13 protein-coding genes and 2 rRNA genes are annotated in these 13,960 nt (G+C 58.5%); 9 read left to right on the top strand and 6 right to left on the bottom strand.

Annotation, left to right across the window (positions count from 1 at the left end; all coding sequences use genetic code 11):
* The 5 genes from WG29040_RS09970 to WG29040_RS09950 all read left to right on the top strand — a co-directional run.
* Nucleotides 1-100 (top strand): 23S ribosomal RNA (locus WG29040_RS09970); the annotation flags it as partial.
* A gap of 156 nt (nucleotides 101-256) precedes the next feature.
* Nucleotides 257-372 (top strand): 5S ribosomal RNA (rrf, locus tag WG29040_RS09965).
* A 210-nt stretch (nucleotides 373-582) separates the two neighbouring features.
* Nucleotides 583-1,242, top strand: a complete 660-nt coding sequence (locus WG29040_RS09960) for a paraquat-inducible protein A (RefSeq protein ID WP_003439736.1) — start codon at nucleotides 583-585, stop codon at nucleotides 1,240-1,242.
* Nucleotides 1,229-1,852, top strand: coding sequence for a paraquat-inducible protein A (locus WG29040_RS09955; protein WP_003439738.1), 624 nt, complete (start codon nucleotides 1,229-1,231; stop codon nucleotides 1,850-1,852). The genes WG29040_RS09960 and WG29040_RS09955 overlap by 14 nt, the downstream gene beginning before the upstream one ends.
* Nucleotides 1,845-4,148, top strand: a complete 2,304-nt coding sequence (locus WG29040_RS09950; protein WP_010657337.1) for a PqiB family protein — start codon at nucleotides 1,845-1,847, stop codon at nucleotides 4,146-4,148. The genes WG29040_RS09955 and WG29040_RS09950 overlap by 8 nt, the downstream gene beginning before the upstream one ends.
* A 75-nt stretch (nucleotides 4,149-4,223) precedes the next feature.
* On the opposite strand, the gene mksF is transcribed toward WG29040_RS09950, so the two are convergent.
* Genes mksF through mksB form a run of 3 tightly spaced genes read right to left on the bottom strand, consistent with a single transcriptional unit; the run spans nucleotide 4,224 to nucleotide 8,990 of the window.
* Nucleotides 4,224-7,064 carry an Mks condensin complex protein MksF gene (gene mksF / locus WG29040_RS09945; RefSeq protein WP_127196084.1) on the bottom strand — a complete coding sequence of 947 codons (2,841 nt, stop codon included), beginning with the start codon at nucleotides 7,062-7,064 and terminating at the stop codon, nucleotides 4,224-4,226.
* Nucleotides 7,061-7,723, bottom strand: a complete 663-nt coding sequence (gene mksE / locus WG29040_RS09940; protein WP_127196083.1) for an Mks condensin complex protein MksE — start codon at nucleotides 7,721-7,723, stop codon at nucleotides 7,061-7,063. The genes mksF and mksE overlap by 4 nt, the downstream gene beginning before the upstream one ends.
* Nucleotides 7,713-8,990 (bottom strand): Mks condensin complex protein MksB, encoded by a 1,278-nt coding sequence (gene mksB / locus WG29040_RS09935; protein ID WP_003439744.1) that lies wholly within the window; start codon nucleotides 8,988-8,990, stop codon nucleotides 7,713-7,715. The genes mksE and mksB overlap by 11 nt, the downstream gene beginning before the upstream one ends.
* Nucleotides 8,991-9,167: 177 nt before the next feature.
* On the opposite strand from mksB, the gene WG29040_RS09930 reads away from it, so the two are divergent.
* Both WG29040_RS09930 and rimI read left to right on the top strand, forming a co-directional pair.
* Nucleotides 9,168-9,944: an energy transducer TonB gene (locus WG29040_RS09930; protein WP_127196082.1), complete on the top strand. Its 777-nt coding sequence runs from the start codon at nucleotides 9,168-9,170 to the stop codon at nucleotides 9,942-9,944.
* Nucleotides 9,937-10,389: a ribosomal protein S18-alanine N-acetyltransferase gene (gene rimI, locus WG29040_RS09925; protein WP_003439747.1), complete on the top strand. Its 453-nt coding sequence runs from the start codon at nucleotides 9,937-9,939 to the stop codon at nucleotides 10,387-10,389. The genes WG29040_RS09930 and rimI overlap by 8 nt, the downstream gene beginning before the upstream one ends.
* 146 nt (nucleotides 10,390-10,535) lie before the next feature.
* Here rimI and WG29040_RS09920 read toward each other — a convergent pair whose 3' ends face one another.
* On the bottom strand, nucleotides 10,536-10,952 hold the full coding sequence (locus WG29040_RS09920; protein ID WP_127196081.1) for a serine kinase/phosphatase: 417 nt from the start codon (nucleotides 10,950-10,952) through the stop codon (nucleotides 10,536-10,538).
* 120 nt (nucleotides 10,953-11,072) lie between these two features.
* Between WG29040_RS09920 and can the strand changes: the two genes are divergently transcribed.
* Nucleotides 11,073-11,717, top strand: a complete 645-nt coding sequence (gene can, locus WG29040_RS09915; protein ID WP_003439749.1) for a carbonate dehydratase — start codon at nucleotides 11,073-11,075, stop codon at nucleotides 11,715-11,717.
* Between the two features lie 88 nt (nucleotides 11,718-11,805).
* Here can and WG29040_RS09910 read toward each other — a convergent pair whose 3' ends face one another.
* Complete coding sequence (locus tag WG29040_RS09910) at nucleotides 11,806-13,224, bottom strand: short-chain fatty acid transporter (RefSeq protein ID WP_010657332.1); 1,419 nt, start codon at nucleotides 13,222-13,224, stop codon at nucleotides 11,806-11,808.
* Nucleotides 13,225-13,405: 181 nt separating this feature from the next.
* Here WG29040_RS09910 and WG29040_RS09905 point away from each other — a divergent pair, with 181 nt between their 5' ends.
* A complete protein-coding gene (locus tag WG29040_RS09905; protein WP_127196080.1) occupies nucleotides 13,406-13,570 on the top strand; it encodes a metallothionein in 165 nt (54 codons plus the stop codon).
* Nucleotides 13,571-13,625: 55 nt separating this feature from the next.
* Here the strand turns inward: WG29040_RS09905 and WG29040_RS09900 are convergent, their stop codons facing one another.
* The gene (locus WG29040_RS09900) at nucleotides 13,626-13,850 is read right to left on the bottom strand and encodes a DUF6555 family protein (protein WP_003439751.1); all 225 of its coding nucleotides are present in this window, start codon (nucleotides 13,848-13,850) and stop codon (nucleotides 13,626-13,628) included.
* Nucleotides 13,851-13,960 lie beyond the last annotated feature (110 nt).

The raw sequence follows: 13,960 nt of genomic DNA, 5'->3' as shown, positions 1-13,960 counted from the left end.
CCTAAAGGGCCGTCGAAGACTACGACGTTGATAGGTTGGGTGTGTAAGCGCTGTGAGGCGTTGAGCTAACCAATACTAATTGCCCGTGAGGCTTGACCATATAACACCCAAGCAATTTGCGTTCTTGGTGACAAGAACAGACAAGTTGCGGTGTGTGAAGACGATACAAACCGAAAGTTTGCATAACACACAAATCTATTACATACCCATTCGCTGGAACGTTGACCGCAAGGTAAACGCGCTGGCTACCGAATTTCTTGACGACCATAGAGCATTGGAACCACCTGATCCCATCCCGAACTCAGAAGTGAAACGATGCATCGCCGATGGTAGTGTGGGGTTTCCCCATGTGAGAGTAGGTCATCGTCAAGATTAAATTCCAAACCCCCTGTCTGCTCACGCAGACAGGGGGTTTGTTTTTGTGCCGAGAAAAGTTGCAACATGCCTGGCCGCAACAAGCTGCAACTCGGGCACTGCGTGCCCAGATTCACCTGCAGCTCAAGTCCTACAAATATGCACAGTTATTTTGTAGTCCGCGCACTAGAATAGGCGCAGTCATTTTCTGAGCCCGAGACTCCCTATATGCCAGATCCGGTTGACCCCCAAAGGGTGTCAGATCTACCGCTGGACGAGTTAGTGGCCTGCCACGAGTGCGATCTGTTGATGCGCAGGCCACATCTCGCTCTCGGCGAAAAAGCCCAATGTCCGCGCTGTGGGTATGAGCTCTATGCTCATCGGCACAAAGTCGTCGAACGCAGCCTCGCGCTGGTGATCGCCGCTTTGCTGCTCTACGTGCCCGCGAACTTTTTGCCCATCATGCAACTCAATCTATTGGGCCAGGCGTCGCAAGACACGGTCTGGAGCGGTGTGCTTGGCCTGTTCAATACCGGCATGCAGGGGATCGCCGTTGTAGTCTTCCTGTGCAGCATGGGAATTCCACTGCTCAAGCTGCTATGCCAGCTCGTCGTGTTACTCAGCATTCGCTGGAACATAGGCCGTAGCTACGGGCTGCTCATTTACCGTATTTATCACCACTTACGTGATTGGGGCATGCTTGAGGTGTACCTGATGGGAGTACTGGTGGCGATTGTGAAATTGTCCGACCTTGCAGAGTTGAGCCTCGGTCTTGGTTTAACCTGTTTTGTCAGCTTATTGCTGGTACAGGTCTGGCTGGAAGTTGTGATGTCGCCGCACCAGATCTGGCAGGCATTATCCGGGGAGGATGTCCATGCGGGCGATTGATGCAGGTATCTTGATCTGTGGCGAGTGTCACGAGCTGAACAGACAAGACCCCGAGACCGACGAGCAAAGCTGTACCCGATGTGGCGCTCTGGTACATGCGCGTCGTCCCGACAGCCTTATGCGTACCTGGGCATTGCTGTTAACCTCGGCCATTCTCTACATTCCGGCCAACCTGCTGCCCATCATGACCGTCAACTCTTTGGGCCAGGGTTCCCCGAGTACCATCATGGCGGGTGTCATTGAGCTGGTGCAGCACGGCATGATCCCGATTGCGGCCGTGGTATTTGTGGCCAGTATTCTGGTGCCAACCTTCAAGCTCGTCGGCATCGCCTTGCTGTTGTTTTCAGTGCAACGCCGTCAGCCGCTGTCAGCCCGGCAACGAATCATCATGTACCGCTTTATCGAATTCATTGGCCGCTGGTCAATGCTGGATATTTTTGTCATCGCCATTCTGGTGGCGGTGGTGAATTTTGGACGGATAGCCAGCATCGAGGCCAATCTTGGTGCGGTGGCTTTTGCCAGTGTGGTGGTATTAACAATGCTAGCCGCTGTAACTTTTGATCCCCGACTGATTTGGGATAACACGGAGTCGGACGACGACCATGAGTGACTTGCCTACCGCTAAAACCCGCCCGGCTTCCAACTGGTCGGCGATCTGGATTCTCCCGCTCATTGCCCTGATCATCGGTGGCTGGCTGGGATGGCGTGCCTATACCCAGACCGGAATCGACATTCAGGTGCGCTTCGAAAGTGGCGAAGGCATCGTCGCCAACAAGACTGAAGTGGTCTACAAAGGCATGCCCGTGGGCAAGGTCAAAACCCTGGCTCTGGACGAAGCTGGCCCGAGCAACGGGGTCATTGCCACCGTCGAGATGGATAAAGACGTCGAGCAGTACCTGAGAACCAACACCCGATTCTGGCTGGTCAAACCCAGCGTCTCTCTGGCGGGTATTACCGGCCTGGAAACACTGGTATCCGGCAATTACATCGCCGTCAGCCCGGCAGATGGCGAGTCAACGCGCAAATTCAAGGCCTTGTCACAAGAGCCGCCTCTGTCTGACGCCAAGCCAGGACTGCACCTGACGCTCAAGGCAGACCGCCTGGGCTCGTTGAACCGGGGCAGTCCGGTGTTTTACAAACAGATTCAGGTTGGTCAGATCAAAAGCTACGTGCTCTCTGAAGATCAAAGTACGGTCGAGATCAAAGTCTTTATCGAGCCGACCTACGCCAACCTGGTGCGCAAACACACGCGTTTCTGGAATGCCAGCGGCATCAGCATCGACGCCAACCTTTCAGGGGTGAAAGTGCGCAGTGAGTCTCTGGCCAGCATTGTTGCCGGAGGCATAGCCTTCGCGACGCCGGAGAACCGTAAAGACAGCCCGCCAACAGACACAAATCTGCCGTTCCGGCTGTATGAGGACTTTGATGCCGCGCAGGCGGGGATCAAGGTCAAAGTCAAACTCAGTGACTTCGAAGGCCTGCAGGCAGGCCGTACACCGGTCATGTACAAAGGTATTCAGGTCGGTAGCCTCAAGGCCTTGAAAGTTGACCCGGACCTCACCAGTGCCAGTGCCGAACTGGCCCTTGATCCGCTGGCGGAAGATTATCTGGTGCAGGGCACCCAGTTCTGGGTGGTAAAACCTTCCATTTCGCTGGCCGGGATTACGGGGCTGGAAGCTCTGGTGAAAGGCAACTACATCGCCATTCGCCCGGGGGACAAAGGCAGCACACCGGAACGCGAATTCATTGCGCGGCCCAAAGCACCACCGCTGGATCTGCGCTCACCGGGTCTGCACATGGTGCTCTTCACCGATAACCTGGGATCACTGGATGTCGGTAGCCCGATTCTCTACAAGCAGGTCAAGGTTGGATCGGTCCAGAGCTATCAGTTCTCCCGCACCAAGAAGCAGTTGGTCATTGGTGTCCACATCGAGAAAGAATACGAAAACCTGGTCAACGCCTCGACCCGTTTCTGGAATGCCAGCGGCATCACGCTCACTGGCGGATTGACCGGGGGGATTCAGGTCAAGAGTGAGTCCCTGCAAAGCCTGATGGCCGGCGGGATTGCATTCGAAACACCGGAAGCCGCGGCGCCCCTGCAAAAACGCATCCCTCGTTTCCGCCTGTATACCGACCGCGACGCGGCGATGCAGCAGGGTGTCGCTGTAACAATCAAAGTGGCACGTGCCGACGGGCTGCGCAGCGGTACGCCGATTCGTTTCAAAGGTCTGGATGTAGGCAAGATCGAAAGCATCGACCTCAGTGACGACCTGCAGTCGGTCATGCTCCAGGCCCGTATCACCGAAGTGCCGGGGCGGATAGCACGGGTGGGCAGTCAATTCTGGGTCGTCAAACCCGAGCTTGGATTGATGAAAACCGCCAACCTGGAAACCCTGGTCACCGGTCAGTACATAGAAGTGCAGCCTGCTGCCCGGCAACTGGGTCCGCAGACCAGCTTTGTCGCTCTGGATCAAGCCCCGGAGGCTGCCGTCTCGCAAGCCGGGTTAAGCCTGGTGTTGAGTGCGGCACGCCGTGGTTCGCTCAAGGAAGGGGTACCCGTGACCTACCGTGAAGTTACGGTGGGCAAGGTCACTGGATACGAGCTGGGCAATACCGCTGACCGTGTACTGGTGCATATCCTGATCGAGCCGCGTTACGCGCCATTGGTTCGCACTGGCAGCCGCTTCTGGAACAGCAGCGGCTTTGGTGTCGATTTTGGTCTGTTCAAAGGCGCCACAATCCGTACCGAGTCCCTGGAGACCCTGGTCCAGGGCGGTATCGCATTCGCTACCCCGGATGACGGCAAGATGGGTAATCAGGCCCGCCCGGAGCAAACCTTCCCCTTGTTCGACAAGTTCGAGGAAGAGTGGCTGCAATGGGCACCGAAAATCCCGTTGGCTAAATAGCCTTCAGCTGCACCCGCTTAACAAAAGACCGCGATCAATGATCGCGGTCTTTTGGTTTGCAGCGCATTTCAGGTCTCAGACCTCATCCAGCTCCGGCTGTTGAACCGGTACGCCAGCGACCGGTTGCACTTCGTCATGGCGACGAATGTACTTCCAGTCATCCTCGTCGATGTAAATCCCGTTCGGGCCGCTGCCGCCTTCAAGGTCGATGGCTACGTGGGCACAGACCTGCGGCTTGACACTGGCCAGGATAGGTACAAACCCCAGCTGCAGACTGGTTTCCAGCAGCGCGGTCTGGTTCTTCTCGTCGATGTCGGCTGCTTCGTCGAGGTAGTACGGCAGTCGAATGCGCCCGGCCTGATCGCGGTCCATCAAGTGCAGCAACAGATACATGTTGGTCAGCGCCTTGATGGTCATGGTCGTACCGTTGGACGCAGCACCGTCGATATCGGTATGGATCACCGGCTGGCCATTGACCTTGGTGATCTCGAACGCCAGCTCAAACAAATCCTTGAGCCCCAACTGGTTATGGTTTGCCGCTACCAGTCGCGCCAGATACTCCTTGGCCTCTTCGTTCTTGTTGTCCTGCTCGGCGCTCTGGCTGAGGTCGAACACCGACAGGGTTTCGCCTTCTTCGTACTGACCGGCGCTGTGGATAATCTGATCGATATGCTTGAGCGCTTCCTTGTTCGGTGCCAGCACGATACGGAAGCTTTGCAGGTTGGAGACCTGACGCTTGTTGATCTCGCGGTTGAACAACGCCAGCTGGTGTTCAAGGCTGTCGTAGTCACTGCGAATATTGCGCAGGGTGCGGGCGATGTCAGTCACGGCTGCACGACGGGCCTTGCCCAGGGTCAGGGCTTCTTCGGTGCGGTGGGCATAAGCGTTGATCAGCAGTTGCAGGCGGCGCTCCATGTCGTCTTCGCTGTCGAACTTGGCCACTCCCTTCAACCGCACCTGGGCATATAAGGCTTCGATCTGCCCGTCGCTGCGCAGCAGACTTTGCCAGCTGTCCTGATAGTCATTGAGCAGCGGCAACAGGTTGTCCATCGAGTCGTCGACCGGGTCCATGAACGGCGTGCCGAACGGCAGGTTGGCAGGCAGTAACTGACGACGGCGCAGGCTGTCATCCAGGGTGCGCTGCTTGGCTTCCATGTCACCGATCTGGCGGCCCACCAGCTGCAGCTTGGCCGACAGTTGTTGCACCCGTTCGGTGAACGCATCGCTGGAGCGTTTCAGTTCGTCTTGCGCACCTTCGGCCTGGGCCAGTAGCTCAAGCTTTTCGCCTTCCTCGGCACTCAACGTCTGACTGCGGCGGAAGTCTTCCAGCGCCTTTTGTGCGTCCAGCACCTGTTGATACAGTGACTCAGCTTCGCTCTTGCTCGCCGCCCGGTCAGAGGTCACGGCCTGCTGGGTTTTCAGTTGTTTGAGTTCTTTTTCCAGACGCTCTTTGTGCTCGCGCAATGCCGCGCGGTCCGCCAGTGCCTGCAGGGCCGGCGGCTCGATATGGCCAAGATCGATGCTAAGCCCTGGCGCCTCAAAGCGCTCGCCTTTGAAGCCGGCGAGGATCAGTTCCAGGGATTTGACCCAGGCATCGCTGTCATCCAGGGCAATGCCGTGCTCACCCAGCGGCAGGCTGAACAGGGCGCTGTTGAACAGGCGCATCAGGCGCTCTACATCCTGTTGCGAAAACTCTTCGCGCAGACGGGCGTAGCTGTTGTTGTCGGCGTGGTCGAGCTGCTGCTTGACAGACTTCAGGCGTTTTTCCAGATCCCGCAGACGCTCATCCAGATCCTCGGCGCTGAATTGACGCGACTGGGACAGGGCCCCGGCCAACTCATCATGGGCATCCTTGGCGGCCAGCAGCTGCTGCTCCAGCACTTTCACATCGTCAACCAGGGCAAAGCGGTGCTTGAGCACTGACAGCTCACCAAGCCAGCGCTGTATACCGCTGATTTCCCGCTCCAGGCGCATCAGTTCCTGGGTGCTGCTGCGTTGATCGTTTTGCAGCGAATCCTGTTCGTTGCGGTAATGCTCGGATTGAATCAGCAACTCTTCCTTGCGTACCCCGGCGTAGTCTTGCCAGGTGCCGAGCAGAGAATCCAGGAGCGGCGACAGGCGATGCAGCTTGCCGCGCAGCAGATCACGCTGGCGAACACCGGCCGCCAGCGCTTCCACCAGAGGCCCGGCGCCCACCAGCGCGTTGTAGTCCTGCTCCATGCGGCGTACGTCGCGGAAGGCTTCTTCACAGGCGGCAATGTAATCGACGCTGCCCGAACGCAGGCTGTGCTCAAAGGCATCGAGGAACAGTTGCTTGAGCTTGGCCGCAGTGATTTCGCGCATGTGCAGCAGGTTGATAAACAGGGCGCGGAACGTCTTCATGCTCTGCTCGCTGGTGGAACGCAGCGGGATCAGCGTCAGGTCCAGCGGAATCGAGGTGTGCCCGCCCACCAGCAGACGGCGCAGTTCGTCGGGCTTGAGCTCATAGGCCTTGAGACCATTGCGCTCAAGGTTGGTGAACAGCTCCTTCTGCCGCAGGCAGGTGTCGTCTTTCTGATAATGGGCCAGGTCCAGTTTGCCTGCGTAGGCAAAGAACTGGTGACCGAAGCCGCCACCCGGGCCACGGCCGACCACGCCGATTACATGGGGGCCATGGGGCAGTGAGACTTCGACGAGGATGTAGCTGGTGTCGGACGCAAAGTAGAAGCGGCGCGACTGTTCGAGGCTGTACTTGCCGAAGCTCATGTCTGACATGCGCGCCAGAATCGGGAACTGCAAGGCATTGATCGAAGCTGATTTGCCGAGGTTGTTGGCACCGTACACCGACAGTGGGTGCTCAAGCGGGAAAAGGCCCAGGCTGTAACCGGCGGTATTCAACAAGGCAAAACGGCGTATTCCGTAGCGTTCCTGGCTCATGCATCCATCTCCTGTTGCTCGGCGGCAATGGCGCGTGCCAGTGCGGCTTCTTCGTCCTCTTCCTCGGGCTCAGCGTCATCGTCGATCAACACCGGCGTAGGCAGCGGCAGAATGCTGTGCAGGCTGGCGGCCAGATCGCGGTCTTGCTGAACCGACAGGCAAACATCCAGGAAGCGGTGCATCGGCGGCAGAAAACGGTAGATCCCGGGCTCTTCGCTGGCGAATCCGAGCTGGGTCATGCGGCGCATGATCTTTTCTTCCAGCTCTTCGTGGGAAGTGACCTCCGCCTGTACAAACAGATCACGGTATTTCTCCAGCAGCGCAGGCAGTTCATCGCGGCCCAGGCTGCCACCATCGAGCACGGCAATCGGGTCGCGACCCTGATCGGCCAGATGCTCGACGATGATAAAGGTGAACAGTGCCAGGCGTTGTGCGGTCTTGTTCACTTGCGCGGTGGCGGTGTCGGGCACGAAGTAATAAAAGCCGCGGGTATCACACACCAGCTCAAAGCCCAGTGCCTTGAACAGGGCGCGGTATTGATCCTGAAAGTTTGACAGTTGCGCGTACAGCTCCGGGTCACGACGGCTGACGTGGTAACCCTTGAACAACTCGCGAAAGATCGGCGCAAGTTGGGACAGTTCTGACAGATCAAGATGCATGGAGAGGGCTCGCTGTAGTCTCGGTTGCGTCTTCGTTGCGAGAAAGCAGGGCGAAGGAACGCAGGCTGACCAGATGTTCGTGGGTGTGATAATCGCGGCGCTCCAGGCGTTCGCGCACGAAGCGTTTTTCCCGTGACAGGCGGGAGAACCAGTACAGCAACTCGTCGGTGTCACCGTCTGGCTCCTGTGCCAGCAGCCAGTTCATCAAGTCCGGCATTGGCAGCGCGTCGCTGCAACGATCGAGCATTTCCTTGACCGTACGCGGCGCTTTGGGTGTTTCGCCCCGGTGGGCTTTATGCGCCTTGGGGAAACGTGCCGGTTTTGCTTCGAAGCGGGCCAGCGCATACACGTAGGCCTCCACCTGACTGGCGCTGCCCAAAAAGGTACTTTGCGGGCGCGTGAACATCGGCATCGAGGCTTGTGGCACGGCGTCCAGCCCTTTGCGGCGGATGGCTGCCAGCGCCAGTGCGGCGCCACGGGTCACGGCATTGTGCCGGCGCGCTTCTTCACGCAGCGGCAGCAACAGCTCGCGGGCATGGCGCAAAGTCAGCTGGGCGCTGGTTTGCATCTCAAGGATCCGCGCATGGGTGCGCAGCAACATGTCGTCGTCCACCAGATGGCCGAGTCGCTGTTGCTCGCTGAGCATGCGCAGCAATACGTTTTCAACCTTGCGCACGCCTTGCTCGAAAGCACCGTCGGCGTTGACCAGCTGGATCATGGGTTCGACGTATTCGTCCCACGTTGCCAGAACCTCGGCATAACGCTGGCGCAGCGGGATCTGCCGGTCGCTGGTCTTGGCCCGCTCGGCTACCGCGACCAGGGCCTGTTCGTCATTGGCGAGTTTTTTCAGCACATCGCGAACGCGCATATCGAGCAAGCGCAGCTGGCGCGCCAGATCATGACCGTCACGGATGTCGAACGCATCCTGGATGTACCCTGCCAGACGCTCCAGATGACGCAGATAGGCTTCGATCTCCAGGCACAGGCCAAGGCGGTGCTCGCGCCTCAGGTACGCCAGAAAATCGAGGATCTGTGCATTTAACTCAAAGCGGTTCGGGCTTTTGGCGACCGGCACCAGAATATCCAGCCGGATCCAGCTGTCGAGGACGTTGGTGATGTCCTGTGGCGTGCTATCCACTTGATGGATAGCCAATTGCAGACGTAGTTCGCTGAGGCTCAACGTGCCTTGGTCGAAGTGTTCACACAAAGGCTCAAGGAGTGCCCAGTGCTCGGCAAGGGCACGTAATACGCGCTTGGGTTCGATCATGGGAGGGCCGGTCAATTGGCAATGAAAGTTCGCGATTGTACTGCAACGTGCCGTCGAGTCATCACTTGACGATCAGAGGTGCAACCCGCCGAGCATCCGTTTTTCATCAACTGGGGGCGGGAAGGGCAGAAGGGCGGTAGAATTGCCCATCTTTAGTTATCCACAGATGGCCGCCCCTTGTTGAACGAGTCCCGCCGCCGCGCGTATATGACTGCCATGCAGGTGGTCAGCTGGTTACCGCGCACCGAATTGCCATTTGCCGCGCCTTCGCGGCCCGAGCTGCTGGTACTCCCCGAGCCGCCCGCAGAGCCCGTGATTACGCGGCCTGCGGTCAAGGCAGTGGCGGCTGCGAGCGCGCCTGCAGAGCGGCCAAAGATCGAAGTGCCCCGGCCTTCGATCTCTGTGCGTGCGGCCAGCAAGCCCGTGGTTGAAGCCGAACCGGTACCGGTCACGCCCAAGGTGGTGCAACTGCCGCCGCCGCGCTTTGCCTTGCAGTTGCTGCGGGCCGGGCGTTGTCTGGTGCTGGTGGAGTTACCCACAGGCAGCGCGTTCCAGAGCCGTGATCCGGCGTATTTATTGTTAAAGGACATGTTGCGCGCTGCCGGTCTGCCCGACAGCCCGCAAATCATTGGCGAGCCCGTGCGCTGGCCGTTGTTGCGCCGGGGCAATGTCGACCAGGGGCCGGAAGCCGCGCGGGAATTCGTGCAGGGCTTTGTCATGGCCCGTCTCGAAGAGGCCGAGTGTGCCTGCTTGTGGCTGGTGGGGCTGCCAGCGGTGCGTTTTGCCGGTGAGGCAGACGCGCAAGCGTTTAACACTGAACTTGAAATTGAAGGGCTGGGCTGCGCATGGGCGCTGCCGGGTCTGGAACTCTTAATGGATGAGCCACAACGCAAAGCGCATGTGTGGCAAGCCATGCGCCGGCTGATGGCGCGCTGGAAACAAAACGATGAGTGACGCTGTAACCTTTCGTCCGATGACCGAGGCGGACCTTGAAGCCGTATTGAAAATTGAATACGCCGCCTTCAGCCACCCCTGGACCCGCGGTATTTTTCTCGACGGTCTGGGGAAATACCAGATCTGGCTGATGTTTGAAGGCGAGCAGCAAGTGGGCCACGGGGTGGTGCAAATCATCCTCGATGAAGCACATTTGCTGAACATCACCGTCAAGCCGGAAAGCCAGGGCCGTGGCCTGGGACTCAAATTGCTCGAGCACCTGATGTCCATTGCCTATGCCAACAAGGCCCGGGAGTGTTTCCTGGAGCTGCGCGACAGCAACACGGCTGCGTTCAAGTTGTATGAGCGTTATGGCTTTAACGAAATCGGCCGCCGCCGTGACTACTATCCGGCGGTTGGCGGACGTGAAGATGCAGTCGTGATGGCCTGCACCCTGGTCGACTGAACCGCACCGCCACCCTGCAGGATCTGGCTTGGCAGGATCTGGCTTGGTAGGAGCCGGCTTGGTAGGAGCTGGCTTGCCAGCGAGCTTTTAACAACATACAGCTCGCTCCTGCAGGTGGGGTGGGAGCTGGCTTGCCAGCGATCAAGTCATTCAGGTTTACGCCCCACCGGATCTATATCTGCCAGCTCCGCTTCGTCCAGGCCGTGGCCTGCGCCAATTTCACTTTCCTTGACCACGCTCAGATCCCAGTCTGCTGCGCCACCCCGTTCTTCCACTGCCTCGTAGGCATCCCGTGCTCCGTCCTCGGGTATCAGCATCTGCGCATCCAGATCATCCGGGTCCGAGCCATTGCCCGGCAGTGCCGCTCCGCTGATTTCCCGGTTGCGCGGGCGATTGTCACCAATATGGCGCTTGTACTCTTCATCGGTCACCAGATCATCCAGCGACTCGCGGGTATCCTGCGGGTCGTCAAAGTCCAGCGGTTCAACCGAGCCCATGCGGTCTTCCATATCGTCGATGTCCTCGGGTTCTTCTGCTCCAAACGGACGACGTGAATCAGTCATGGTAATTCCTCATAATGTGAGTCCTGTTACGGTGGACTCTAGACGATCCTGAAGATTCCACGTGACCCCGACCAGCGGTTGGCTGTCAAAGCAGCGCATCAACTCTTGAGGCTTCACAGCATGAACGAACTACAAGACCTGATTGATAACAACGAACGCTGGGCAGATGCGATCAAGCAGGAAGATCCCGAATTCTTTGCCAAACTGGCCCGCCAGCAAACGCCGGAATACCTATGGATTGGTTGTTCGGATGCGCGGGTACCGGCCAACGAAATCGTCGGCATGCTGCCTGGCGACTTGTTCGTACACCGCAATGTGGCCAATGTGGTGCTGCACACCGACCTCAACTGTCTGTCGGTCATCCAGTACGCAGTGGATGTATTGAAGGTCAAACACATTCTGGTCACCGGCCACTATGGCTGTGGCGGGGTGCGGGCTTCGATGAAGGACCAGCAGCTGGGTCTGATCGACGGCTGGCTGCGTTCGATACGCGACCTGTATTACGAGAACCGCGAAATGCTGGCGCTGTTGCCGACCGAGGAAGAGCGCGTCGACCGTTTGTGCGAGCTCAATGTGATCCAGCAAGTGGCCAACGTGGGTCACACCAACATTGTGCAGAACGCTTGGCATCGCGGGCAGAAGCTCTCGGTCCACGGCTGCATTTACGGCATCAAGGACGGCCGCTGGAAAAGCCTGAACACCACCATCAGCGGGTTGGACCAGTTGCCGCCGCAATACCGCTTGCGCCCGGCAGGGGCGGTCTGAAACGCCCCCGCCACCTGTAGCCGCAAGCTTGCTCGCGATGGCAGCCCTGAACGCCGGGGTTGCCATCGCGAGCAAGTGTTTTTCGCTGTTACGGCATCACTGGCGGCGCGTAGGTCAGCGTGGTCCCCAACGCCCACAGCAGAAACAGCACCAGGGGCGTATGCACCAGCAGTTGCACGAATGAAAAGCCAATCAGGTCCCGTGCCTTCAATCCCAGCACGCCCAGTAGCGGCAGCATATAGAACGGGTTGATCAGGTTCGGCAAGGCTTCGGCCGCGTTGTAAATCTGTACGGCCCAGCCCAGGTGGTATCCCAGATCATTGGCCACCTGCATCACATAGGGCGCTTCGATAATCCATTTGCCGCCGCCTGACGGAATGAAAAAGCCCAATATCGCCGAATACACCCCCATCAACAGGGCATAGGTGTCATGGGAGGCGATCTGCACGAAGAAGGACGAAATGTGATGGGCCAGGGTTTGTCCGTCAGTGCCTTTGACCACCGTCATCAACGCGGCAATCGAACCATACAGCGGGAACTGGATCATCACGCCAGTGGTGGTGGGCACCGCGCGGGCTACCGCATCGAGAAAGCTGCGGGGGCGCCAGTGCAGCAGCGCGCCGAGCATCAGGAACAGGAAGTTATAGGTGTTGAGCCCCGAAATGGCGCTAATCGCCGGTTTGGTCGAAAACTCATGAAACAGCCAACCGCCAGCCAGCAGTACCAGCAAAATGGTCAGCAGCGGGCTGTACTCCAGCCATTCGCCGGGCCGGGTACGCGGGGGCAATTTGGGTGTGCTGAAGGTCGGGTCAATTCCGCAGGCGGCGGCATCACGTGCCGAGTCCGGGCCCGGAGCCGTTGCGTAGGCAACGATCAGCGAGACCACCACCAGCGCCGCCAGCAATACGCCGGACTGCCACAAAAAGATGGTTTCAGTGAACGGGATGACCCCGGTAATCGACAGGATCGACGGCGGCAGACTGGCCGGGTTGGCCTGTAGTTGCGCGGCAGATGACGACAGGCCCAGAGCCCAGACTGCACCCAGCCCCAGGTAGGCGGCGGCACCGGCGGCGCGATAATCCATGCGCAAGTTGGTACGCCGGGCCAGTGCACGTACCAGCAGCCCGCCAAACACCAGCGACAGGCCCCAGTTGAGCAAGGATGCAACCATCGAAATCAGGGCCACCCAGCACACTGCCTGGCGCCCGTTTTTCGGGACCTTTGCCAGCTTGTCGATGAGTTTCACGGCGGGCGGTGAACTGGCGACCACATAGCCGCCAATCACGACGAAGGCCATTTGCATGGTGAACGGGATCAGGCTCCAGAACCCGTCGCCGAATGCCACGGCGGCGTCGGTGGGTTTGGCACCCATCGCCATTGTGGCCAGCGCCACCGTGATCACGGCAACGGCGGCAAATACCCAGGAGTCGGGGAACCAGCGCTCGGCCCAGTTCGAGCAGCGCAGGGCAAAGCGGGCAGAGCGGCTGTCTGCAATCTCAGCGGCCATGGAAAATACCTCAGTGTTCTTATGATTATTGAAGGGCCGGTTTCAGCCTGGCGTGCACAATAAATCAATTCGCAGGTATTTCCGATGGGATAAAGGGTGAACCAACGCTCGGGGTCTACAGTCACTGACTATAAGCGGCAAGCCTGTCGCTTTGTGACGACCAGACAACTTGGAGTTCAAGATGAAAGAGCACACATGTGACTGTCCGAACTGTAATTGCAAGGTAGGCACCAATGGCATTGAGCGCGACGGCAAGCACTATTGCTGCCAGGCCTGTGCTGACCATCACCCCAAAGGCCAGGCGTGCGCCACCTCCAGCGGCTGCCATTGTGGTGACAAGGGGTAATCAGCCAAACCTCGCGCAGTTCTGCACTGCGCGAGTCCTCTGGCGAAGAGCCGACTCAAGTGGCTCGCCACTTCACATCCGCAACACCGTGTTTTTCCACTTCCAGACGGCTGGATTTGTTCTCGTTTTCACGACCTGGCCGGCCGATACGGACCACCCCCGCATCACACCCGGCCCAATGCCACGCAACGGCGTTATCCATGCGCGCCAGGCGGATGATGAAAGATTTAGGGGCCCCGTGCAGTGTGTATTCAATAACGTAAAGCTTTGCCGAATTCATGATTCAAAAAAACCTCCCTGTGGTTTCTAAGTGAGTCTCTGGTCATCAAAAAATTCCGTTTAATTGACAAAGGGCGAGGTGTTCTTCGACCCGGGTATCGCCAGCGAGCA

This window comes from Pseudomonas sp. PAMC 29040 (assembly GCF_003994535.1).
Lineage (GTDB): Bacteria > Pseudomonadota > Gammaproteobacteria > Pseudomonadales > Pseudomonadaceae > Aquipseudomonas > Aquipseudomonas paraversuta.
The sequence above is the reverse complement of the archived record's forward strand: the minus strand, read 5'-3'. Positions and strand labels throughout refer to the sequence as shown.

Coding starts and splice junctions, on each gene's coding strand:
- can (WP_003439749.1), top strand. CDS start 11,073: ATGAACGAACTACAAGACCTGATTGATAACAACGAACGCTGGGCAGAT.
- WG29040_RS09900 (WP_003439751.1), bottom strand. CDS start 13,850: ATGAATTCGGCAAAGCTTTACGTTATTGAATACACACTGCACGGGGCC.
- mksF (WP_127196084.1), bottom strand. CDS start 7,064: ATGAGCCAGGAACGCTACGGAATACGCCGTTTTGCCTTGTTGAATACC.
- mksE (WP_127196083.1), bottom strand. CDS start 7,723: ATGCATCTTGATCTGTCAGAACTGTCCCAACTTGCGCCGATCTTTCGC.
- WG29040_RS09950 (WP_010657337.1), top strand. CDS start 1,845: ATGAGTGACTTGCCTACCGCTAAAACCCGCCCGGCTTCCAACTGGTCG.
- mksB (WP_003439744.1), bottom strand. CDS start 8,990: ATGATCGAACCCAAGCGCGTATTACGTGCCCTTGCCGAGCACTGGGCA.
- WG29040_RS09955 (WP_003439738.1), top strand. CDS start 1,229: ATGCGGGCGATTGATGCAGGTATCTTGATCTGTGGCGAGTGTCACGAG.
- WG29040_RS09910 (WP_010657332.1), bottom strand. CDS start 13,224: ATGGCCGCTGAGATTGCAGACAGCCGCTCTGCCCGCTTTGCCCTGCGC.
- WG29040_RS09905 (WP_127196080.1), top strand. CDS start 13,406: ATGAAAGAGCACACATGTGACTGTCCGAACTGTAATTGCAAGGTAGGC.
- WG29040_RS09960 (WP_003439736.1), top strand. CDS start 583: ATGCCAGATCCGGTTGACCCCCAAAGGGTGTCAGATCTACCGCTGGAC.
- rimI (WP_003439747.1), top strand. CDS start 9,937: ATGAGTGACGCTGTAACCTTTCGTCCGATGACCGAGGCGGACCTTGAA.
- WG29040_RS09920 (WP_127196081.1), bottom strand. CDS start 10,952: ATGACTGATTCACGTCGTCCGTTTGGAGCAGAAGAACCCGAGGACATC.